This window comes from Paenibacillus ihbetae, assembly GCF_002741055.1.
Taxonomy (GTDB): Bacteria; Bacillota; Bacilli; order Paenibacillales; family Paenibacillaceae; genus Paenibacillus_AQ; species Paenibacillus_AQ ihbetae.
Window position 1 is genome coordinate 3532988 of record NZ_CP016809.1, and the last position, 22585, is coordinate 3555572.

Sequence of the window (22585 nt, forward strand, 5' to 3'; positions counted from 1 at the left end):
CCAATGAAAAAGACAAAGAAATCGCATGAGTGCTGCCCACCGATTCATCCATATAAAAAATGTTATAAGAAAGTTAAGGGCATAGTGACTTACTATACCGTCATTTATAAACCAAAGGTAAAGAAATGCCATATCCCATATAAGGGTTGTAAAGAAATCCCGTGTAGGCATATTCCATGCAGACCTCATAGAAAGCATAAACACTGGACCTGTCGGTCTTATTAGCTTCGCAAGGCCATACAGAATTGATGACAACCAAGCCCTGACTGGACTTGGTTGTTTTTTTACTTCCCGCACCAGAAGCATGAACGACTTGGTCTTCCTAACGTGTTCGTGCCCCGCAAGATCTGGTGATCTTATGGGGCACCTTTTATGCCTCATTACGATTCCCTTAGGCGATGGAGCGGAATTTGCTTTATACCTCGCTGGAATATATTTACTCCTGCGGACCGAAAGCAGCCGGAGGATCAATTCGCTCGAGCCCGTTCATATAAGGCTGCAGCGCCTTCGGAATACGGATCGAGCCGTCCTTCTGCTGGTGGTTCTCCAGCAGCGGGATGAGAATGCGGGGCGAGGCGACGGCCGTATTGTTCAAGGTATGGCAGTGGCGAAGCTTGCCTTCCGCATCCCGGTAACGGATGTTCGAGCGCCGGGCCTGGAAGTCGAGCAGGTTCGACGACGAATGGGTCTCGCCATAGGCTCCGCGGCTTGGCATCCATGTCTCGATGTCGTACTGCTTATACGTCTTCTGCGACATGTCGCCGGTGCAGACGGCAACGACCCGGTACGGGAGCTCCAGCTTGCCCAGCAGCTCCTCGGCATTGGCCGTGATCTCTTGAAGAAGGCGTTCCGACGTCTCCACGTTTGCCTCGCACAATACGACCTGCTCAACCTTCGCGAACTGATGCACGCGATAAAGACCGTAGACGTCCCGGCCGCCCGAGCCGACCTCGCTGCGGAAGCACATCGATGCGGCAGCCAGGCGGATCGGCTGCGATACGTCGACGACTTCGCCGCTGTAGTACGATACCAGCGGGACCTCCGAGGTGCCGACCAGCCATTTGTCTTCCTCGGCAACCCGGAATGCCTGATCCTGGCCGAGCGGGAAGAAGGCGGTGTTTTGCATTGCTTCCGTCCGTACGGTCAGCGGCACATCCATCAGGGTAAAGCCCTTTTCAACAAGCATATCGATCGCAAGCTGCTGCACCGCTCGATGAAGCAAGGCGCCCGTGCCCGTCAGGTAGTAGCTCCGGGTGCCGGCGGTTTTCACCCCGCGAGGGATGTCGATCATGCCGTGGAGCTCTCCAAGCGCGACATGGTCTTTATAGTCAAAATCAAATGCAGGAGGCTCGCCGACACGCCTTACCCCCACGTTGTCCTGGTCCGAAGTCCCGACCGGCGTATCCGGCGAGACGATATTGGGGATGAGCAGGAGGAGCTCCTGATACATAGCCTCAACCTCGCGGAATTGTGCCTCCTGAACGCTCAGCCGCTCGTTGATCGCTTTGACCAGCCGCTTCGTTTGCTCGGCTGCTTCCCTGCTGCCCTTCCGCATCAAGAGGCTGATCTCCTCCGATCGCGCGTTCCGCTGCTGACGCAGCTCATCCACCGACAGCAGCAGCGCCCGCCGCTTGTCATCCAGCTTGAGCAGATCTTCCACCGACAGGGCGATCCCCTTCTGGTCCGCTACCCGCTGCAATTCCTCCTGTGCTTCTTGGCTGTGCCGAATCCATTTCATGTCCATCATAGTTAACCGCGCTCCTTTTCATATTGAAAAATAAAAAAAGCGTCCTAGTCCATATGGGACGAGGGACGCTTATGCGCTCGCGGTGCCACCCAAATTGATTGAACCGTGCCTGCGCGTAAAAAGCTGCGGGCTCTCGTTCAATCCTCTTGATTCCGCGGTAACGGGCGGGCCCGGTTAACTTAGGGGACGGTTCGGTGCGCCTTATAATTGCTCGGCTGCCCGGTTCCCTTGGCGAAAACGCCTCCGAGTTGGATGCTCTTCATCGGCCTGATGCTGATATTGTTGTACAGTATACCGCAAGAGGCGCCTTTTATACAAGAGGCGGCACGCCGAAAAATTACATCGATGCCGCCTGCTGTCCGGCCTGCCGCTTCTTCCAGAAGGGAGACTGATCGGCGTCCCAGCGAAAGGTCAGGACGGCCGCCACTAGGCACAGTATCGTAAATCCGGTCAGGATGGCGAGCGGCAGCCAGAGGTCGGAAGCGTCGCCCTGAGGATGAACGGCGATGCCCATGGCTTCCACCAAATAGTGAAACGGCTGCAGATGACCGATGGTTACGACCCATTGCGGAGCATGGTCCAGGGAGTAGAAAGCCTCGCTGGTGAACAGCATCGGAAAGCTCATCAGGTTGGAGATCATGTTGACGTTGCCTTCGTCTTTCGACAGATTAGCGGCCAGAAAGCCGAGCGCGGTAAAGCACACGGTACCGGCCAGCAGGACGGTCAGCATCAGGGCCAGGCTGAGCAGATTCAGCTCCACTCCAAGGAGCACAACGCTCATCAAGGTTACGCATGCACTGACCAGGAGGGACAGCACGGTGCGGGAGCCTGTCATCGCAGCTACGAACGAGGCCGTACGGAACGGGGTGGCGCGCAGCAGCTTGTAGACGCCCCGGTTGCGCTGAGCCATCACGTTAAAGGCCGTAACCATCGTTGCTCCGAACAGGATGTTGGTGGTGAGCACACCGCTCAGCAGGCGGTATGAATAAGCTTCGTCGTTAAAATAAAGCCCTAGCCCCGCCAGCATTGCAATGGGAAAGACAATGTTCCAGACAAGGGTATGGGTATCGCGGAAGAGTGCCCGCAGCATGGTATTCATGATGGTAAGCATAGAAGTTCCTCCTTTTTGGTTTTCATTATGGCGCGAAGATCGATAGGAGAGAGGAGCGTGAAACGTTCCCGCTCTTGCCAGGTTCGTCACGTTGCTTGTGGATCCGCATCCGTCAGCCGGATGTATAGCTCCTCCAGGCTATCGACCTGGTAACGGTCCAGCAGCTCCTCCGGAGTGCCGGAGGCCCGGACCCTTCCGCCGCTGATGAGCATCAGCCGGCCCGCCAGTTTATGCACCTCCTCCATGTCATGGGACGTGAAGACGATGGATGCACCGGAATCGGCCAGCGAGCGAATGAGCTCCCGAATGTCCCGGCGTGCCCGGGGATCAAGCGCTGCCGTCGGCTCATCCAGCACGATCAGCTTCGGCCCGTGCACCAGGGCCATGGCGATCGCGAGCCGTTTCTGCTGGCCCCCGGAGAGCCGGAGCGCATCGGTTCTCGCGGCCTCCTCAAGACCGCAGCGGCTCAGGTGGCGCATCAGCTCCGAGTCCGGCAGTCGCAGGCCGTAGAAGGCGGCGAACATCCGCAGGTTCTCGAGCGCGGTGAAGCCGGGAAAGAACGGGGTAGATTGCAGCTGCAGCCCGATATGTCTCGCGGGCTCCTGCGTCCAGTACCGCACGCGTCCGGCATCCGGACGGCGGAGCTGAAGCACCAGATCCAGCGTCGTAGACTTTCCTGCGCCGTTCGGCCCGATGATGGCCAGCACCTCCCCTTCCCGGATTGCCAGATCCACGCCGTCTACGACGGGGCGGGTGCCGTAGCTTTTCGTTAATCCCGACGCTTCGATCAAGGTTTTCGCATGCATCATATACATCCTCCTTTTAATAACCAATGTTATTTATCCAATATTGGATATATGCCTTAAATGAAAGCCGCAGTCTGAACTGCAGCTATCCTAAGGCACTTATTCCTGCAATAAGTCCATAATATTTCGGAGAAAGGCGGCATCCTGCTCGAGCAGCGAGATGGCATTATCGAAGGTGGCCATAGCGATCTTCGAGAGCCCGTATTGTCCCTTGATCTCCTTGCCTGAACGCCACTGGGCGAGAGATTCCTCGACCTGCCGCAAATTTTGCTCCAGCAGCTCCAGCGCCTCCGGCTTCGGAATGCTCTCGATCCAGATGAGGCCGAGGGAGAAGTCCGATTTGACGGAATGGGGGGGCAGGGTGAGCGTTTCGCGGATCATCTGCTGGAACAGCTTTTCCCCTTCGTCCGTAATGCTGTATATTTTACGAAGCCGGGCGCCGGTTCGCTCCTCCGCAGCAGCCACAATGAGGCCGTCCTGCTCCATTTTATTCAGCGCGTAATAGATCGAGCCGGACAAAATATTCGTCCACAAGTCCATGCGGCTGCTCTGAATGAGCTGCTGGATCTCATACCCATGCATGGGACGCTGGCGGAGGAATGAGAGCAGAATCAAATTGGTCATAGCGGTCACTTCTTTCGAATGAATTGAGACTCCTTGTAATGTAAGAGCCAAATAGGGGATCATCCAGAATCAAATATCCAACGTTGGATATTCAGTTAAGGTGATTATATGGAGGATGGAATCTTTTGTCAAGTCATGATCTGGGGAAGACTTCTTTTTAGAGGTCACCCGGGGGAGTCCCCGGTTAGCAGACCATGGTGCGAGGTTGGGACGAACACTGCCCCAGGCACTCCCTGTGGAAGCTTGTCTGTTGTCCGCGGCGCTGCTTTAAAGCATATCCTATGCTTTATCGAGGCAATGATACTATAATAGGGGCATACCGTGTTGAATCGGAAGCTGTCATCAGGAGGATTGGGATTGAACGAATCATTGAAGCGGGAGCATGACATCATCAAGGTCTGTCTATTGGCAGGAAAAATCATGCTGCAAAGCGGAGCGGAGACGTACCGGGTGGAGGATACCATGATGCGGATCGCCGCCTCGTTCGGCGTTACGAACAGCCACAGCTACATGACGCCGACGGGCATCATATTTTCCGTGGAGGAACCGCAGCACATTACGCGCTTGATCCGGATTTCCGACCGGACCACGAATTTGGACAAGATTGAAAAGGTAAACAGCGTGTCGAGAAGAGTAAGCCTGGGTCAATTGACGATTGAAGAAGCTTATCAGGCTCTCCAGCAGATTGAGCAAGAACCGCCCATCTATCCCAACTGGCTGCTGATCCTGCTCTCGGCCGTCGCCAGCGGCTGCTTCTTGATCATGTTCCGCGGCATTTGGGCCGATTTCCTTCCGGCTGCGGTGGCCGGCGGGCTTGGTTTTACATGCTTTGTGGTGATGCACCAGGTGATTCCGGTCCGGTTCTTTGCGGAGTTTTCGGGCGCGCTGGTCATTGGCATCGTCTCGGTGTGGCTGGTCAATCTCGGGATCGGGCAGGAGCTGGATACGATCATCATCAGCTCGGTCATGCCGCTTGTGCCCGGGCTGCTCATCACGAATGCGATTCGTGATCTGATGGCTGGTCACCTGATTTCGGGCTTGTCCAAGGGGGCGGAGGCCTTCGTTACGTCTTTTGCCATCGGAGCAGGTGTAGCTTTCACCCTTTCATTCTAGCGGGGACGGGATATACCGTACCGGTGGTTAAGACAAAATGCATATGGTAGAGGAGGGTGACTATGGTCGGCTTTTATATCCAGCAGCTCGTGACGAGCTTTATCGCTTCCGCCGCCTTCGGCATGATCTTCAACGCGCCGCGGAAAGCGCTGCTGCAATGCGGCTTTGCCGGAATGGTGGGCTGGCTGCTCTATATTTTGCTCCAGGATATGGCGGTCAAGCCGGTGACGGCCACGGTGGTGGCGGCCTTCTGCGTCACGATGATCAGCCACTTTTTTGCGAAGAAGTACAAGACCCCCATCATCGTCTTCAGCGTATCGGGCATCATTCCGCTCGTTCCGGGCGGGGTTGCTTACAATGCCCTCCGGCATGTGGCGGAGAACCAGTTCGATCAGGCCGTGCAGCTGGGGGCGCAGGCCTTTATGATCTCGGGCGCGATCGCGCTCGGGTTGCTGCTCTCGGAGGTCATCAACCAGGTGATCCGAAAATGGTCCGTTACGCGTTAAGCTGGGTTATGAAATGCTTCAAGTATAAGCGCTGGCGTAATACACCATCGGAATGTTCACTTATCCCCATCATGCAATCGCTCCAGCAAACCCAGCTCATAGCCTTTAGAAACCGCACCAATCCTCGTCTTGACACCGAGTTTCCGGTTAATGGCCGTCATGTGGTATTCAACCGTCCGTTGACTCATCAACAACGCCGTTGCAATTTCCTTGTTTGTTTTCTCTAGAGCGATGTGCTTTAACACCTCCCGTTCCGTCGGTGTCAACTGGTCGGTTCTGGGGAGAGCAGTCATCCGCTCCGATACCAACCGGTGACCGAGCAGGCTCTGCCGAATGGCATTCATGATTTGCGGGTAGGTCGCTTGCTTGGACAAATAAGCATGCACGCCGATCTCAAAAGCTTTATGTACATATTCGTCGTACTCGTATCCCGATAATACGATCAGCTTGACTGAAATGCCATAAGTCCGTTTTAGCTCCTCCAGCACCTCGAATCCGTTCATGCCGGGCATCGAGATATCCATAACGACGACATCCGGATGCAGCAATGCGATTTGAGACAATAGTTCGCGAGGGTCATTGAATGTTCCGGCTACACGAATATCTGATTCCCGCTCAAGTCGATTTTTCAACCCCTCCATGACTAGTGGATGGTCATCCAGCAGTACCACCTTGATGGGCTGCTCCATGCTCTGAACTCCCTTCCTGCTTCGGCAGCCAAACGTGGACGTTTGTCCCGCGCCCGGTTGCCGAGTTAATATCGATATCACCCTTGAATTGTGCAACCTGGCTTCCGATCGTGGCGAGCCCGAATCCGCGCCCGCCTGCAGCAACCGGATCTATTCCGATGCCGTCATCTTTGATTTGACAGTGGACCGCGTCATGGGTTTCCCATAAACGTATAGTCAGATTGTCCGCCTTGGCGTGTTTTAACGCATTGTTTGCAAGCTCCCGCACAATACGAAACAATGTGATCTTGTATAACGGAGATAGCGTTTCCGGCAGCCCATTCACGAGATTAGTCGTCGGCCCGCCATTCTCTTTAATCGTACGCATCAGCCAGCGCAGAGCGTCACCCAGTCCCGCTTGATCGACGATATGTGGATACAAATCATCACAGAGCAGGCGGATGTCGCGCTGTGTATCGTAGAGACATTTCAACCAGATTGCGGTGTGCTGCTTGCTGCATTGTAGCGTATCATGCAACTCTTCCAGATCGCGGGAGAGAAAAATAAGGTTTTGCAAAACATGGTCATGCAAATAGTATGACGTTCGAACCTGCTTCGCTTCTTGCGCTTCCACTAGACGGTATTCGGATTGATCCCCGGTCAATGTGCCGCGTGCTTGACGCAGCTCATCAAGCAGGGCAGTGTTCGTCAGCAAACGAACGGTTTCCCGCCTCACCTTATCGATTAACCCGAGCTCCTCCGAGGTGAAAACGGTTCGGTTTTTTTTCGCGCCTAATCCCAAATAGCCTATGATCGGTTCGCCGGGTTGGACAACAAGGTCCAGCACCTGTTCGAAACCGTGTCCTAACAGTGCTTCCCGCGGAATTGGCTTGCCTGCATCGGCGAATTCCGTGATTTCCGCAAACCGCCCCGTTCCGTAGATGACGGCTTCAGTATCACGATTCCAGACAAAGCACAACCCCTCTATTTCCGTTACGCTATGGACAAGCTCTGCAGGCATACGCAGCAGGTCGCGGCTATTGCGGTGTTCTGCCAGCCGGATTGACATCTCCAGCCGTTGTCGGTCAAGCCGGTCTTCACGCCGCTCCCGTTGTCGCTTGATGCTGTTGATGCTCATCTGGTGCATCAGCACAAGGATAAGGAATGCGCCGCATAGCACAAGCGTTGTTTTGGAAGCGCTGCTGCGAATGAGAGCAGCGATCAAAATGAGCATCAGCCCGATATACAAGCTGTGTATGGCCAGTCGTGGAAGATAGAAGCGCATGTCGACCAGCTTCTGTCGTGCCAATAGCGATAATACGGAAGCCGGGAGGATCACGAGGCCGGTCAATGCCGTATCCGGGGGCGTCATAAATTCACCCCACAGCAGATCGGGCAGCGCACACAGGAACAAATAGGGCAAGAGACTGAAGGCCAGCGCGGCCGCAAACGTGAGCAGGCTGTTTTTCTCGGCTCGGTCCATCGCTTTCCAATAGGCAGCCGCAATAGCGAAAATAGCTAGAAATGTTGCGAACAGCCCCATATGGATGACGCTCCGGGTCCAACCTGGAATAACGCCCAGTGAGAAGATGACCAGGGCATACACGGAGAACAATGCGGCCATTACCCGGTATAAGGCCAGCACCAGGCTGATCCACCGGGGAACAGATCGGAATACGAAGGAGATGAAAAAAGCCAACAACAGGTAAGGCAACCAGCTCGCCACCATCGGCATAATCCATCCGGTCAGCGTGGTCTCCGTCGAGTATACGGACAGCAGTGTCGCTGCCATGGATACATTCAGCGCATAAAATCGACGGACCATATGTGACTCGGGCTTTTTCCGGTAAGCCACCAGTCCGATGGCAAGCAGCGCCAGCTCCGCGCAACCGGTGAACAACCCCTTGTACACGTCTGATGATTTTGCGCTATTACGCATTTCAATCGTGTCCAGTCCATCACGCACGAACAGAAGCGTCCCCGATTGCTTCAAGTATGACTGGCTGCCGAGCTCGATCATATCAATGGGTGCTTTGCCATCCACCGCGACGAGCTGATCGCCGATACGAACGCCCCATTGCGCTGCATGGCCTGCATGATCGACGGATGATACGATCCATGCGCCACGATCTTCGCGGAACAATAAACCGGTATATGGATTTTGGAGCGTAGCGACATGGATATAGGCCGCTGCAACAAGGTATAAAAAGGCCGTTCCGTATACGACCCAGTTGTACTTCCGCAGAATAGTCGACAAGCTGCAACCCCCTTGCTGCCATTGTACTATCTTTTTGGCTGTGGTTGAACGACAAACAGGTTTGCCTGCGTCACACCCCTACCAGATAGAGTGTAATGGCTCCCCACAAAAAGTTGGTGAACAGATGGAACAGGATGGCTACATAAATATTTTTCCGCAGCTTGACCAAAATTTCGAACGGAGTAACGATTGCCAGAGGCAAGAGGGCCCAGTTGATGGGAGCCTGCCACATGTGGTAGAAATAGAAAATGAAGGAGATCCACAGCCAGTCAAACTTTAAGCGTCCCACTTTACGCAGCAGATAGCCACGGAAATAAATTTCTTCCCCGATGAAATTGCCGACAAGGCCGACCAGAAGCAGCGGTAACGGGAAATCGTAATATCCCTGGTTGAAAATATGCCATTCTCCCATATGAAGCGCAGAAAACCCGTTCAACCACTCAAACAGCGGTGTATACACATATCTCATGTAAGGCAGCGAAAGTATTGTGAACAGCGCAGTCAAGAGGGGCAGAACGGTCAGTATTCCCTTCAGATCGAATTTTCCAAAACCAAGGTAAACAAGGGACTGTTTGAACGACAGCCCGTCTTTGAAGCGGAGCATCAAAAAAGGAAAGAGCATATGCCATCCGATCGACATCACGACGAGAGCAATAAACTGTACATAAACAGAGGATAGACCCGTCCACTTCATTAGCGGCTCACGCAACGGAAAGGTGAATAAGTACGCGATCAGACCGGGGAGAAGGCCAAGAAACAGATAGAACGCGATTTGCTTCTTCGTCTTGGCTTCATATGAGCGTACGAAACGGACATAATCAGGATCAGACAAATTGAAGAAATGAATGATTTTCTGATAGAACGTTGACGGCATTTTAGGCATAAGAATAACCCTCCACATAAGGATACCAATTCAATGGCTGTTTATGTTCCTTATTATAGAGGGCTTAGATGAGGAGGAAATCCGTATTCCCCAACGATTCCGAGGGGGAAGCACGCCGAATTTTTTGCGTGATCACGCAGCGGATTTTTGCCGGCCAACGTGGAATGAATTGAACTCGTACCCAAATCAACCATTTATTTCACCGTGATGCTCATATTGCCTAGTCCAGTTTAAAAAGATAGAATGTTCGATCCCCAGGGATCTCACAATGGATTTCAAGCTTTATCGCACATGTTAACGAGGACGTGGTCCATAGCTGCTTTTTTTGGGGGGGGGGAATCCTAATTATCAATTAAATCCTTAACCTCAAAGATATCTTTGTTTAAATTTGAAAGTGCAGTCGCGTATTCTGATTGGGCAACAAATTCCTTAGGATAGCTCGTAATATTATACAGACTCACATCTTTTGTAGATTCTGAAGTTAATTGAGTGCTTATTTTTGCGAGTAATTCTTTTATCTTTTCCCAATTATCAGGGAGCTTTGCGTTATCCCGTTGAGTAAAGAAATATCTGTTTAATTTATAGATCATCGTCTGCAAATTTTTATTCGTTTCAACAATGTTATGAAGCTCATGATTATACTCATTGCTGTCCAAACCTTGGATTAACACTTCTAAATTTGAATAGTAATCAGTACTGTTTCCTATTAAAAATCCCTGTGATAATAAGAAGGCATCATTTGTTTTACTATACTTATCATTTTCTAGCTCCAATAACAATCTATACGTGCTTTGAATACGACTCGAATAATCCGTAAATATATTGTAGCTATTGTTATTGTCGTGGATCGGTTGAGAAGTTACAGGCAGTTTGTCCCCACCAACTCGGTTGGATACAACAAATTGGAGCAGGTTTGAAATCAGTACAAGTACGGTAGTTATTATAATCCACTTTAGTAAGTATCTTTTCTTCATTTCACTTCCCCCTTATCTTGCATTTGTTTTGCCTTTCACCAGACAAGAGCAGCCCTTTATCATTTTGCCATTCGCTTCATATATTCCTTTTTATTGTCTTCTCTGCAACCTGTGCCTTATAATCATCATGCATCAATTGAAAACGCATTCGCGTGGGAATGGAATCGAATTCATTCATAACCGTAACCAATCATGTAACCATAACCAGACATCAAAATGAAGCTAAGCAGCTGAAGCATAAGCCGTATTTTACGCGGGAAGAGGGAGGTTCCTATGCAGGAGCTTGCGCTCCATCTGTTCGAACGGATGGGCATGCTGCTCATCCTTGCCTTTATATTGACCCGAATTCCGCTGTTCCGCCAATTACTCGATCGGAAGGGGATATCGGGCGTTCAAAGCGTGTTTTACTCCTGCCTCTTCGGGCTCTTCGGCATTCTAGGCACGTATGCCGGGGTGGTCGTAGAGGAGGAGGGCATCAGCACCTCCTTTTGGCTGATGCCCCTGACGAAGGATCAGGCGCTGGCCCATGCCGCCCTGGTCGGCGTTGTGATCGGAGGATTGATGGGCGGTCCCCGAGTCGGCTTCGGCGGAGGTCTTCTGGCGGGAGCGCATCTTCTCTATATGGGCGGCTATACAGGACTGGCAGGTGCCATTACGGCACCGCTGATCGGCGTGCTTGCCGGCGGCGTCGCCCGCTTCTTCGCGCAGGAGCGGGTGGTCTCCCCGGCGAAGGCGCTGTTTGTCGGCATGTTTGCCGAGGTGCTGTTCATGGGTGTCATCCTGATCTGTGCTGAAGATTCCTTAAAGGCGATCGAGCTCGTAAATCTGATCGGTCTGCCGATGGTGCTGACGAACAGCATCTCGATCGCCGTGTTCACGACGATGCTGCGGGTGGCGCTTGCCGAAGAGGAACGGGCCGCGGCGTACGAGACGGAGAAGGCGCTTCACATCGCCGAAGCAGCCCTTCCTCATCTGAAGCAAGGATTGACGTACCGGACGGCACAGGCGGTGGCCGATCTGCTGCTAAGGGAGCTCAAGACAACGACCGCCGTCGCGGTCACCGACACCGAGCGGCTCCTTGCCCATGCGGGGGCGGCCAGCCGGACCATTGAGCCAGGAGAAGAGATCAGCTCCTCTATGGCGAAAAATGTGATCGCAACCGGCGAGCTCCATGTAGTGGATCATGCCGAGGATATCCAGCCGCAGCATCCGTCGCTCGGCGCCGCGATCCTCGTCCCGATGCTGGAAGGCAGCCAGATTGTCGGCGTCATCCAGCTGTACTTCAAGCGGCCACAGGATATCGGGCGGGTCGAGCTGGCGATGGCCCGGGGGCTGGGCCAGCTGATCTCTTATCAGCTTGGCGCCACCTCCCACGAGAATATGGCCAAGCTCATGAAAGAGGCGGAGCTGAAGCTGCTCCAAGCCCAGATCCACCCGCATTTTCTGTATAATACGCTGAATGCGATTCACTCCCTGATTCGGTCGGACCCGCAGCTGGCGAGGCATGCGACGATGCAGCTGGGCGCGTTCATGCGTCTGAATGCCAAGCTAATGGCCTCGCGTAGAGCGACGGTCCGCGAGGAAATGGAGCTCTTGCGTGCCTACCTGGACATTATTCAGATCCGGTTCGAGGACCAGTTCACGTTTCATTTCGAGATAGAACCGGGACTCGAGGAGCTGCAAATACCGCCCGCCACGCTGCAAATGCTGGTCGAGAACAGCATCAAGCACGGCCTGCGCCATACGGCAAGCGGCGGTCTCATTAGGCTGACGCTCAGGCGCGACGGGGATATGGCCGTCGTCCTGCTGGAGGACAACGGGTCAGGCATATCGCCGGGCTTGCTTGATCATCTCGGAGAACGGCCTCTTCACGAGAGCGGCGGGACGGGAATCGGCATTTACAATATCAATCAGAGGCTAATGGGAATGTACGGCCGGGAAGCCAGGCTTATCATCGAAAATAGGGCGGAGGGCGGATTGCGCATATCGTTCCGCATCCCCTGCAGCATACCGGAAGGGAGTCGTTACCGTGAAGCGAATTAAAGTGATGATCGCCGAAGATGAACGGCTGGCAAGAGAAGAGCTGGCCTATTTGCTCGAGCAGGAGCCGGATATCGAGATGCTGCCTTATGCGTCGAGCGGAAGGGAGCTGCTGGAGCTCGCTGCCCGGTGGCAGCCCGATGTCGTATTCCTTGATGTCCATATGCCGGAGCTGGAAGGCCTGCAGGCTGCGCGGATGCTCAAAGCCTCGCCGCACTCGCCGCTCATCGTGTTCACGACCGCTTATGACGAATATGCCGTTGAGGCATTCGGCTTGAATGCGATCGATTATTTGCTGAAGCCATACAGTCATATCCGCTTTAAGGAATCGCTCGAGCGGATCCGCGCCAGGTATGCCGGAAATCAGGGACTGTCAGGCGCGACTGTGCCTGCAGCCGTCCATGCACGGCCCGGGGGGCTGCAGCCGCCGGAAGCCAAGGCCGGCAAAATGAGCGGATTGCTGCTTCTGGACGACGGCGACAAGCATGTGCTGGTCGATCCCGAGGCGATTCTTTACGCCGTTAGGGAAGAGCGGATCGTCGCCATTCACACGGCGGAAGGACAGCGGATCATGAGCAAGCAGACCTTGCAGGAGCTGGAAGAGCGACTGGCCGGTTATTCGTTCTTCCGGCCGCACCGGAGCTATCTGGTGAACGTGAACCGCATTGCCGAGCTGTCGCCCTGGACGAACGGGGCTTATAACATTGTCATGAAGGACGAGACGCGGACGGTGATCCCGTTATCCAGAGAGGCGGCCAAGGATTTATTCCGCCTGCTGCGAAAGGTGTAGACCTTCAGCGACCCCGGCTTCATGAAGCGTTTTGCTTCCCCTGCGTAGGGCAGAATGCATTTCGATGCAAACTCGCTTCTCTGGGCGTCGACAGCACACGCTCGATGCAGAGTTCGCTTCTCGATGCGTCGGCAGCACGCGCTCGATGCAGTCGCTACCCCCTGCGTCGGCAGCACACACTCGATGAAGTCTCTACCCCCTGCGTCGGTAGAATGCATCTGATACGTTAAATGCTTCCCCTTGGCGTCAGCTGAATACGTGTTCGATCCGCTGAGCCATTTCCCCCCGGTATCGGCTAACGCCTGAATTTCAGGTTGGAAACGGTAGTAAACGGCACTTTCCAGACGGCAAATTCGGCGTTTCGCGCAGCTCATCCGACGCTTTGCGCAGGAGCGGTAGTAGGAGCCGCGGCTGCCGTATATAATCGATTTAAAGCGCTTACAATTGAAAAGGCGCAGGTTAATCCGAATTTCCGCCATGGATGGAGGGGAAAGTAATGGAAGCGAAGGAAAAAGGCTATACGGAAGTATGGCACTCGGACAAATTCAAAACGCTGCTCTCCCGCAAGAAACGATTCATTGTCCCGATGACGGTATTTTTCCTGCTGTTTTATTTCGCATTGCCGATTCTTACGTCATACACCGACGTGCTGAATCGTCCGGCCGTAGGACCGATCACGTGGGCCTGGGTGTTTGCGTTCGCGCAGTTCATCATGACTTGGGTCTTGTGCATCCTATACTCCCGCAAGGCTTCGCAGTTCGACCGAATTGCCGATGAGATCAAAAAGGATATGGGGGCATAGGCATATGGCGATTGCTTTGTTTTGCGGTATTGTGCTGCTGACGCTTGTCATTACGTATTTCGCTGCCAAAAAGACGACCAATACGAGCGATTTCTACACGGCGGGAGGAGGACTCAAGGGCTGGCAGAACGGCACGGCCATCGCCGGGGACTACATGTCGGCGGCATCCTTCCTCGGCATCGCCGGCTCGATCGCGCTGGTCGGCTTCGACGGCTTCTTCTATAGTATCGGCTTCCTGGTCGCTTACCTGGTCGTGTTGTACCTTGTGGCCGAACCGCTTCGGAATCTGGGCAAGTATACCGTAGCGGATATGATCGCCGCCCGCTTTGCGGATAAAAAGGTACGCGGCGTCGCTGCGCTGAACACGATCTCGATCTCCATCTTCTATATGATTGCGCAGCTGGTCGGCGCGGGGGCGCTGATTAAGCTGCTGCTCGGCCTGGACTACGTAACGTCCGTGCTGATCGTCGGCGTGCTGATGACCATCTATGTCGTGTTCGGCGGCATGCACGCCACCAGCTGGGTACAGATTTCCAAAGCAGTGCTGCTGATGGCAGGAACCTTCATCATCTCGATCATCGTATTTGCGAAATTCGACTTCAGCCTGACGAATATGTTCGAGCATATGAAGACGGCCACTCCTCTCAAGGAGGCCTTCCTGAGTCCCGGCAACAAGTACAAAATCCCGCTAGAAACGCTGTCGCTGAACCTGGCGCTCGTGCTCGGCACGGCCGGACTTCCGCATATTTTGATTCGTTTCTTCACCGTCAGAGACGCGAAGACGGCTCGCAGCTCCGTCGTCTACGCCACATGGATCATCGGCATCTTCTATGTGATGACGATTTTCCTCGGCTTCGGTGCTGCTGCCTTCGTCGGAGCGTCCGATATTACCGCAGTCGACAATGCGGGCAACATGGCCGCCCCGCTGCTGGCCAAGGTCATCGGCGGCGACTTCTTGTTCGCCCTCATCTCGGCCGTTGCCTTCGCTACGATCCTCGCGGTCGTAACCGGCCTCGTGCTGTCGGCGGCATCGGCGTTCGCCCACGACTTCTACGGGCAAATCCTGCGCCGCGGAAGCGCATCGGAGAAGGAGCAGCTCAAGATGGCGCGTTATGCCTCGATCGGCGTATCCGTCGTCTCGATCCTGCTGGCCCTGTTTGCGCAGAAGATGAACGTCGCGTTCCTCGTCTCGCTTGCTTTTGCGGTCGCGGCCAGCGCGAACCTGCCGGTTATCCTGTTCACGGTATTCTGGAAAAGATTCAATACGGCCGGTGCGATCACCGGCATGCTGACCGGTCTGATCAGCACGGTTATCCTCGTCGCGCTCAGCCCGAACATATGGGATCCGGCGGGCAAGGCCATCCTGATCGGGGAGCCGATCTTCCCGATGAGCAATCCGGGGATTATCTCCATTCCGCTCGGATTCCTGGCCGCCTATGTCGGCACATTCCTATCCTCCTCCAAGGATGATGCGAAGTATGCCGAAGTGCTGGTGAAGGCGAATACGGGCGCATAAGCAGCGCCGGATTTAGCGATATGGCTCAGCTTCAAAAGGGTGGTCTTCCATCTGCATTTCAGCAGGAAGATCACCCTTTTTCTGTCATCTTATCGTAAAATGATAGTTAAGGAGCTTATGCGTATATGGATAAGGAGGCCTGGTACGTGAACATATCCGGCATCGTTTTTTTTCTGGCGATCGTCATCGGGACATTAATGATGACATATTACGCTGCGGGAAGGACAACCAGCACGAACGATTTCTATGCGGCAGGCAACCGGCTGAACGGCCTCCAGAACGGGCTGGCCATCTCGGGCGACTATATCAGCGCCGCGTCCTTTCTTGGCATCGCGGGCTCGATTGCGGTGTACGGCTTTGACGGATTTTTCTATTCGATCGGATTTCTGGCCTCCTATGTGATTGTGCAATACCTCATCGCCGAGCCGCTTCATAATTTGGGCCGGTATACGATGGCGGATGCGGTTGCGGTCCGGTTCAGAGAGAGACGGCTGCGCGGATTGATCGCGCTCAATAACCTGATGATTACGGTCTTTTATATGATCGCCCAGCTGGTCGGAGCAGGCTGGCTTGTCCATTTGCTGTTTGGCCTGGAAACCTCCTGGGCCATCGTGCTTGTCGGCGGCCTGATGACCGTATATGTTACCTTCGGCGGCATGCTCGCGACCTCCTGGGTCCAGATCGTGAAGTCTATTCTGCTGGTGAGCAGCACGTTAATGATCAGCCTTATCGTGCTGTCACGGTTTGATTGGGATTTATTGGGGCTGTTCGCTTCCATGGAGCATGGAACACCGCTTAAGGAACAGTTCCTGAAGCCGGGGAACATGTTCGACCACCCGCTGGACATGATCTCATTCAACATGGCGCTCGTGTTGGGTACGGCCGGACTTCCGCACATCATTGCCCGCTTTTATACGGTTAGGGATCCGCGCGCGGTGCGGCTGTCGGTGAAGACGGCGACCGTGACGATCAGCATTTTCTATGTAATGACGGTATTCCTGGGCTTCGGGGCGGCCGCCTTCGTGGATTGGTCCGCGCTGTCGGAGCGTGTGGAGCTGGCGATTCCGCTGCTGGCCAGCGCCCTCGGGGGCGAGTTTCTCATGGCATTCGTATCGGCGGTCGCGTTCGCCACGATTTTGGCCGTGATTTCCGGTCTCGTGCTCACCGCCTCGTCGGCCTTTGCCCATGATGTGTACAGCAGCATTTTTCGCAGCAGGCAGGCGAGCGAGGCGCAGCAGATGAAGGTGGCCAAGCTGTCTGCGATCGTGGTCGGCGCGGCTTCCATTGTGCTCGCGCTCGGAGCGCAGAAGCTGAATGTCGCCTTCCTTGTTTCGTTTGCCTTCGCGGTTGCGGCTTCGGCGAACTTGCCCGTGCTGCTGTTCACCCTATTCTGGCGCGGCTTTAACGCCTTCGGCGCAATGGCGAGCATTACCTGCGGGTTGATCTCGTCCCTTGCGCTCATCGCGATCGGCCCGAACGTCATGGACCCGGTTACGGGCTGGATCCGGGCCGAGGCGGTATTTCCGCTGAAGCATCCGGGAATCGTCTCGATTCCGATCGGGTTCGCCGGCGGCATCCTCGGCACGCTGCTGGCACGCAGAACCAGCTCGAGGGGACAGTTCGAGGTCATGCAGACAATCGCTCATGTCGCCCCGGACGAGATCCGAACGCGGGAAGCCGGTTGAAAAGGGCTAAGGGGATTCATGACCGGAACAATCAAAAGACGCCTGAAGCGGCAAAGAGACCTGAAATTACGAGGATTGGCAGGGGATAACGTGAAACGGGACTATGTCATTGTGCTGGCGCCAGACTCCTTCAAGGAGAGTTTGACAGCCAAGGAAGTGTGTGAAGCGATGGAACGCGGCATCAAGAAGGGAAGTCCGGATGTCACCTGCATTCATGTGCCTATGGCGGATGGCGGAGAAGGAACGATGCAGTCCCTCGTGGATGCGACAGGCGGAACGGTTTATACCCGAAGGGTGACAGGTCCGATGGGGCATCCGGTGATGGCCTCGTACGGGATTTCCGGCGACGGCAGCACCGGTATTCTCGAAATGGCCAGTGCCAGCGGAATTCATCTCGTGCCGCCGGGGGAACGGAATCCGCTGGCGGCGACGACCTACGGGACGGGAGAGCTCATCAGAGCCTGCCTGGATCACGGCATCCGCAAGCTGCTGATCGGCATCGGCGGCAGTGCTACGAATGACGGGGGAGCCGGAGTCGTGCAGGCGCTGGGCGGCAGACTGCTCGATACGGAGGACAGGGAGCTTGCCTATGGCGGCGGGGAGCTGGGACGCCTTGCGCGGATTGACTTGTCCGCCTTCGATTCGCGTCTTCGGAATGTGCAGGTGGAGGTTGCTTGCGACGTGACGAACCCGCTCTGCGGAGAAACGGGGGCCTCCAGCGTATTCGGGCCTCAGAAAGGGGCCAACCCGGATATGATCCGGCTTTTGGATCGTAATCTTCGCCATTATGCCGAGAAGATCAAGCAGGAGCTCGGCAAGGATATTGCGGACGTACCGGGTGCCGGGGCTGCGGGCGGACTGGGTGGAGGGTTGATGGCTTTCCTGAACGGGAACCTAAGGAAGGGGATCGAAATGGTCGTCGATTTCACCGGATTGGAGGACAGAATCCGACAGGCCGATATGGTATGGACCGGAGAAGGCGCGATGGATTCCCAGACGCAGTACGGCAAAGCGCCGCTCGGCGTTGCCAAGGTCGCGAAACGGCACGGCAAGCCGGTGGTGGCGCTGGCCGGCCGGGTCGGCGACGGAGCGGAGATCCTGTACGACCTGGGAATTGATGCGATATTCGGGATTATGCCCGGCGCCTCCACATTGGAGGAGGCGCTGGCAGGCGGAAGGCGGAATGTGGAGAGAACCGCGGAGAATATCATCCGCCTGATGCAGGCGATGAACCGGAGATGATCCTGGCCGGTTGACCGGTTGACCGGCTTGGAATGGCATCCCGTTCGCGTTAGCCTAGCAACCGTGTGCCCCTCCCGGTGCGCGGTGTAATGATGACTGCTGCACGATGATCATCGTCGCTTGGACGACGAGACATGTAACAGCAGCAGGGCAGCCCCATCGTTCGAGAGGAGGCTGCCCCTGCTGCTGTTCTGCTGCCCAGGCTATTTAATGCCGATCCGCATGCGGTAGCTGAGCATGAGCGGAAGGATTCGTTCCTGAAAATACTCCTTAACCATCGCTTGGAATGATGCGATCTTCTCGTGAAGCTCGGGCTGATTTAGCTTGAAGACGGTTTGGATGGCGCCTTGGCTGACGGCAAGTCCGGTGTAACGGTCTGCGGTGAACGGCTCGACATGGTGGAATACGATTTCCTTCGAAAACCGGAACAGTCCGCTCTCCCGGATATGCTTCAAATGCTCGTTTTTATTCCCTTTGTAAGCTTGGTCGTCCGGATTGACGCGGCGGCCGATGATGTCATCGGCCAGCTGGATCAGCTCATGATAAGCCTGCTCGATTCTCCAAGTGAGGCTGGGCGGCCAGTCACAGTCATAGGCGGCGAATACGCCCTCCTCGCGCAGCACGCGTGCGGCCTCCTTCAGCGTACTGGCAGGCTCCATCCAGTGAAAGGACTGGGAGCAGGTAATGATGTCCGCAGCCCCATCCGGCAGCGCCAGTTGGTTCGAATAGCCGGAGACGAAGGTGATGGCACCCGAATGGGCGTGACCATTAGCGCCTTGCTCCGTGAGGGAATGCAATTTGGCGAGAGCTTTTCCCCGCATATCATCGTTAGGTTCAACGCCGATAATCCGGTCTGCGGCGTCCTTCCATACAAAAGACGACAACCCGGTTCCGCAGCCCAGATCGACGACAAGCGAAGGTCTGCGGGTCAGATATCCGGTGAGTAGGGTAACGACCTCTTCGGGGGCTTCCGGGCGGTGCCGGTCATACGTGTCTTCGAAGCCGCTAAAGCGCTCCACGTTGCTGACACGGTTGCCTTCGGGAACAGAGTCCCCTTGCCATCCCGCGGTCAAGTCCTTGGTCATAAGCGATTCATCTCCTTTTTCGTTCTTCGATGGAACTGGCTGCTCATATGTCTGCAACTATCTTATCATAGCGGAGGAACATATTTACATATGGAGCGGAGAGAGGGGTCACGTTGTTGGCAAACGGGGAAATATCATTAACGGCGGGGGACATGGCCTTAAGCAGCTGGCGGCCCGGGTGGGGTGGTGTGACAGGAGGTCCAGCATGTACAATAGAGGAATTAGAAGCAGGGTGGCAGGGAACCGGTCACAGATGATTTTACCGGCAAGCACACCATATTGATGTGGATGCATGATCCCGATAGAGACAAGCGACCCGATGATAGGAAGAGGGATGAACATGACTGGGCAATCAGAACGGAAAGGGATTTTCTTTGATGTAGATGATACGTTATACGACCATTTGGCACCGTTTCGGGATGCGCTGCAGGCGATTGTACAGCCCCGGGAGTCCTTCCCTTATGAGAAGGCCTACCACCGGATGCGGTATTACAGCGACCGGTTGTCCGAAGAGCTTGGAGGGGCCGGTACGGCGGCTTACGGGGACGCGGTTGGGGATATGAGAACCCGCCGCTTTCAGCTGGCCTTGGCGGAGTTCGGGATACAGCTGACCCGCGAGGAAGCCGATGCGGTTCAGCGGGCGTATCTTGGACGGCAATATGAGATTACCATGTTTGATGGCGCTCGCGAGCTGCTTCAGGCATTGAAGGATGCCGGGCATCTTGTAGGGTTAATTACGAACGGGCCGGCAGATCATCAGATGAACAAAATTACGGCCATGAAGCTGGGGGATCTGATCCCGCAGGAGCGCATATTCGTATCCGGGGCGGTCGGGTGGGACAAGCCGGATGCCCGGATCTTCCGTCATGTGAATGAGCGGACGGGAACCGTGCCGGAACACTGTTATTATATCGGAGATTCCTGGCGCAATGACGTGGTCGGCGCCCTGGCGGCCGGCTGGCATGTCATATGGTTTAATCACCGCGGGGTTGAGCCTGAATCGGAGCATGAGCCCCGTCATGTGGCGACCAGCTATGAGGAGCTTCGGCGCATGCTCAGCGGGCTTTTGGGTTCTTAAGACGGTACTCAGAGAAAGCTCAAGCGGACTGCTTGCAAGATTGCAATGCTGTTTCAACCGACGTTTTCCATTCCATAAGGAGAGGGGTATGAACGATGAACAAGGCGACGCCGTTTTTGATGTTTCAAGGGGATGCGGAAGAAGCGATGACGTACTATACGTCCTTGATTGAAGATTCGGAGATTACGAGCATCACCCGGTACGGTCCCGGACAGCCGGGAGAAGAAGGGAGCGTCATGCACGCCGTCTTCACCTTGAAGGGGCAGCCCTTCATGTGCATCGACAGCAACGTGAAGCATGATTTTACGTTCACACCTGCGTTCTCCATCTACCTGACCTGCGATTCAGACGAGGAGATCGAGCGGCTGTATCACCAACTGCTGGACGGGGGAGGACCGTTAATGCCGCTGGGTAATTACGGCTTCAGCCGCAAATTCGGCTGGATCGTAGACAAGTTCGGCGTCTCGTGGCAGCTGAATCTCCCGGCCGAATCTTAATCATGCGACAAGCTTGAACGAACCCAGGACCTGCTTAAGTGCACTCTTCACTGCCTCGAAGCCGCCGAATGTGCTGACATACGATGCAGGCATTTTAGTCCAGGCTTTGCCTTTCCATAGGAGCCTTCATATGATCCGATTGCCGCAGAACCGCCCAGGCTAAGCACACACCCGGGCGGTTTTTTTTAGTGTGATTTATAGTGCCCACTCCTATTCAGTATACTGCTTTCGGAACTGCAGCGGCGATACGCCGAAGCGTGCCGAGAACCGGCGCGTGAAATAAGGGGGGTACTGGAAGCCGACATGCTCGGCGATGCGGGACACGGACCATCGGGTGGTCAGCAGCAGCCTCTTCGCTTGATCCAGGCGATACTGCAGCAAGTATTCGGAAGGCGTCACGCCATGGGATTCCTTCATGCACCGCGTCAGGTAATTGTAGTGAAAATGCAGACTTTCGGATAAACGGCCGTTGCTGATCGGTTCCCGGTAATGCATTTTGATGAACGATTCGATTTGTTCGGCCACCTTGCGTGCACGGGATTGCTCCTGCCCGGCCCTTGACTGGTCCAGCATCTGCATGAGCTCGATAAACAGCGACTGTTCCCGCCAAAAGGCAATAGAACGCGGCTCCGTTGCCAGGAGATGGAGCGATTCGAACAGCTGATAGGCTTGATCCGGGTAGGGAACGGCAGCCAGCTTCGGCAGATGTATGCGGTCTGAAATGCTGCCCGGATGCGAGGGGCTGTCCGGAGTCGCTTGAAAATGCAGCCAGTAAAAAAAGGTCTCCTCCCTGCATGCCTGCACCGCATAGTGATACGCATCCGGCAGCAGGATGACCAGATCTCCCGCGCGCAGCTCCCACTGCTGCTCCTCCTCGCCGAGGTACAGGCAGCCGCTTCGCACGAGGATGAGATCATATACGCCGAGATTTCTCCGGTTGGGGTGCTGATCCCCTGCGGCATACAAGGTTGACCCGGATTCAAGGTAGTAGGGCGGGGGCAGGGAAGGAAGGGATAGCATATTCGAATCGGCCAGCTTGATCACCTCGATCGTTGTGTGAAATCGTATAAAAAACTGGGTCATATCCTTTATCGCTTTCATCCTATCATAAAACGTAGAATGGGAGGTGTCGAGGCAACAATACGATCCTAAGGAGTGATT

General features: G+C 55.0%; 20 protein-coding genes. 10 read left to right on the forward strand and 10 right to left on the reverse strand.

Annotated features, from left to right (window positions below; all coding sequences use genetic code 11):
- Nucleotides 1–436: 436 nt before the first annotated feature.
- The 4 genes from serS to BBD41_RS15730 form a co-directional block, all read right to left on the reverse strand.
- Nucleotides 437–1747, reverse strand: a complete 1311-nt coding sequence (serS, locus tag BBD41_RS15715; protein ID WP_099478138.1) for a serine--tRNA ligase — start codon at nucleotides 1745–1747, stop codon at nucleotides 437–439.
- 337 nt (nucleotides 1748–2084) lie between these two features.
- Nucleotides 2085–2858 (reverse strand): ABC transporter permease, encoded by a 774-nt coding sequence (locus BBD41_RS15720; protein WP_099478139.1) that lies wholly within the window; start codon nucleotides 2856–2858, stop codon nucleotides 2085–2087.
- A gap of 86 nt (nucleotides 2859–2944) precedes the next feature.
- Entirely contained in the window at nucleotides 2945–3667 is a 723-nt protein-coding gene (locus BBD41_RS15725) for an ABC transporter ATP-binding protein (RefSeq protein ID WP_237086809.1), read from the reverse strand.
- A gap of 96 nt (nucleotides 3668–3763) precedes the next feature.
- On the reverse strand, nucleotides 3764–4288 hold the full coding sequence (locus tag BBD41_RS15730) for a PadR family transcriptional regulator (protein ID WP_099478140.1): 525 nt from the start codon (nucleotides 4286–4288) through the stop codon (nucleotides 3764–3766).
- Nucleotides 4289–4645: 357 nt separating this feature from the next.
- Here BBD41_RS15730 and BBD41_RS15735 point away from each other — a divergent pair, with 357 nt between their 5' ends.
- Both BBD41_RS15735 and BBD41_RS15740 read left to right on the forward strand, forming a co-directional pair.
- On the forward strand, nucleotides 4646–5401 hold the full coding sequence (locus BBD41_RS15735; RefSeq protein WP_099478141.1) for a threonine/serine exporter family protein: 756 nt from the start codon (nucleotides 4646–4648) through the stop codon (nucleotides 5399–5401).
- Nucleotides 5402–5463: 62 nt separating this feature from the next.
- Complete coding sequence (locus BBD41_RS15740) at nucleotides 5464–5907, forward strand: threonine/serine exporter family protein (RefSeq protein ID WP_007128941.1); 444 nt, start codon at nucleotides 5464–5466, stop codon at nucleotides 5905–5907.
- Between the two features lie 56 nt (nucleotides 5908–5963).
- Here the strand turns inward: BBD41_RS15740 and BBD41_RS15745 are convergent, their stop codons facing one another.
- From BBD41_RS15745 to BBD41_RS15760, 4 genes are all read right to left on the reverse strand, one after another.
- Nucleotides 5964–6596 (reverse strand): response regulator transcription factor, encoded by a 633-nt coding sequence (locus BBD41_RS15745; protein WP_099478142.1) that lies wholly within the window; start codon nucleotides 6594–6596, stop codon nucleotides 5964–5966.
- Complete coding sequence (locus tag BBD41_RS15750; protein ID WP_099478143.1) at nucleotides 6562–8832, reverse strand: sensor histidine kinase; 2271 nt, start codon at nucleotides 8830–8832, stop codon at nucleotides 6562–6564. Before BBD41_RS15750 ends, BBD41_RS15745 begins: the two co-directional genes overlap by 35 nt.
- Nucleotides 8833–8902: 70 nt before the next feature.
- Nucleotides 8903–9715 carry a CPBP family intramembrane glutamic endopeptidase gene (locus BBD41_RS15755; protein ID WP_157929311.1) on the reverse strand — a complete coding sequence of 271 codons (813 nt, stop codon included), beginning with the start codon at nucleotides 9713–9715 and terminating at the stop codon, nucleotides 8903–8905.
- A 341-nt stretch (nucleotides 9716–10056) separates the two neighbouring features.
- Entirely contained in the window at nucleotides 10057–10689 is a 633-nt protein-coding gene (locus tag BBD41_RS15760; protein WP_099478145.1) for a hypothetical protein, read from the reverse strand.
- Nucleotides 10690–10962: 273 nt separating this feature from the next.
- On the opposite strand from BBD41_RS15760, the gene BBD41_RS15765 reads away from it, so the two are divergent.
- The 6 genes from BBD41_RS15765 (at nucleotide 10963) to BBD41_RS15790 (ending at nucleotide 18764) form a co-directional block, all read left to right on the forward strand.
- Nucleotides 10963–12732 (forward strand): LytS/YhcK type 5TM receptor domain-containing protein, encoded by a 1770-nt coding sequence (locus tag BBD41_RS15765; RefSeq protein ID WP_099478146.1) that lies wholly within the window; start codon nucleotides 10963–10965, stop codon nucleotides 12730–12732.
- Nucleotides 12719–13519: a LytR/AlgR family response regulator transcription factor gene (locus tag BBD41_RS15770; protein WP_099478147.1), complete on the forward strand. Its 801-nt coding sequence runs from the start codon at nucleotides 12719–12721 to the stop codon at nucleotides 13517–13519. Before BBD41_RS15765 ends, BBD41_RS15770 begins: the two co-directional genes overlap by 14 nt.
- 496 nt (nucleotides 13520–14015) lie before the next feature.
- A complete protein-coding gene (locus tag BBD41_RS15775) occupies nucleotides 14016–14321 on the forward strand; it encodes a DUF485 domain-containing protein (protein WP_007128934.1) in 306 nt (101 codons plus the stop codon).
- Between the two features lie 4 nt (nucleotides 14322–14325).
- Nucleotides 14326–15837, forward strand: a complete 1512-nt coding sequence (locus BBD41_RS15780) for a solute symporter family protein (protein ID WP_099478148.1) — start codon at nucleotides 14326–14328, stop codon at nucleotides 15835–15837.
- A gap of 125 nt (nucleotides 15838–15962) precedes the next feature.
- Nucleotides 15963–17522 (forward strand): solute symporter family protein, encoded by a 1560-nt coding sequence (locus BBD41_RS15785; RefSeq protein WP_206098248.1) that lies wholly within the window; start codon nucleotides 15963–15965, stop codon nucleotides 17520–17522.
- A 90-nt stretch (nucleotides 17523–17612) separates the two neighbouring features.
- A complete protein-coding gene (locus BBD41_RS15790) occupies nucleotides 17613–18764 on the forward strand; it encodes a glycerate kinase (RefSeq protein ID WP_099480646.1) in 1152 nt (383 codons plus the stop codon).
- Nucleotides 18765–18967: 203 nt separating this feature from the next.
- On the opposite strand, the gene BBD41_RS15795 is transcribed toward BBD41_RS15790, so the two are convergent.
- Entirely contained in the window at nucleotides 18968–19849 is an 882-nt protein-coding gene (locus BBD41_RS15795) for a class I SAM-dependent methyltransferase (RefSeq protein ID WP_099478149.1), read from the reverse strand.
- A gap of 340 nt (nucleotides 19850–20189) precedes the next feature.
- Between BBD41_RS15795 and BBD41_RS15800 the strand changes: the two genes are divergently transcribed.
- Both BBD41_RS15800 and BBD41_RS15805 read left to right on the forward strand, forming a co-directional pair.
- Nucleotides 20190–20927: an HAD family hydrolase gene (locus BBD41_RS15800; RefSeq protein ID WP_099478150.1), complete on the forward strand. Its 738-nt coding sequence runs from the start codon at nucleotides 20190–20192 to the stop codon at nucleotides 20925–20927.
- 95 nt (nucleotides 20928–21022) lie between these two features.
- A complete protein-coding gene (locus BBD41_RS15805) occupies nucleotides 21023–21424 on the forward strand; it encodes a VOC family protein (RefSeq protein WP_099478151.1) in 402 nt (133 codons plus the stop codon).
- 210 nt (nucleotides 21425–21634) lie between these two features.
- Here BBD41_RS15805 and BBD41_RS15810 read toward each other — a convergent pair whose 3' ends face one another.
- Entirely contained in the window at nucleotides 21635–22507 is an 873-nt protein-coding gene (locus tag BBD41_RS15810) for a helix-turn-helix transcriptional regulator (protein ID WP_237086811.1), read from the reverse strand.
- Between the last annotated feature and the right edge of the window lie 78 nt (nucleotides 22508–22585).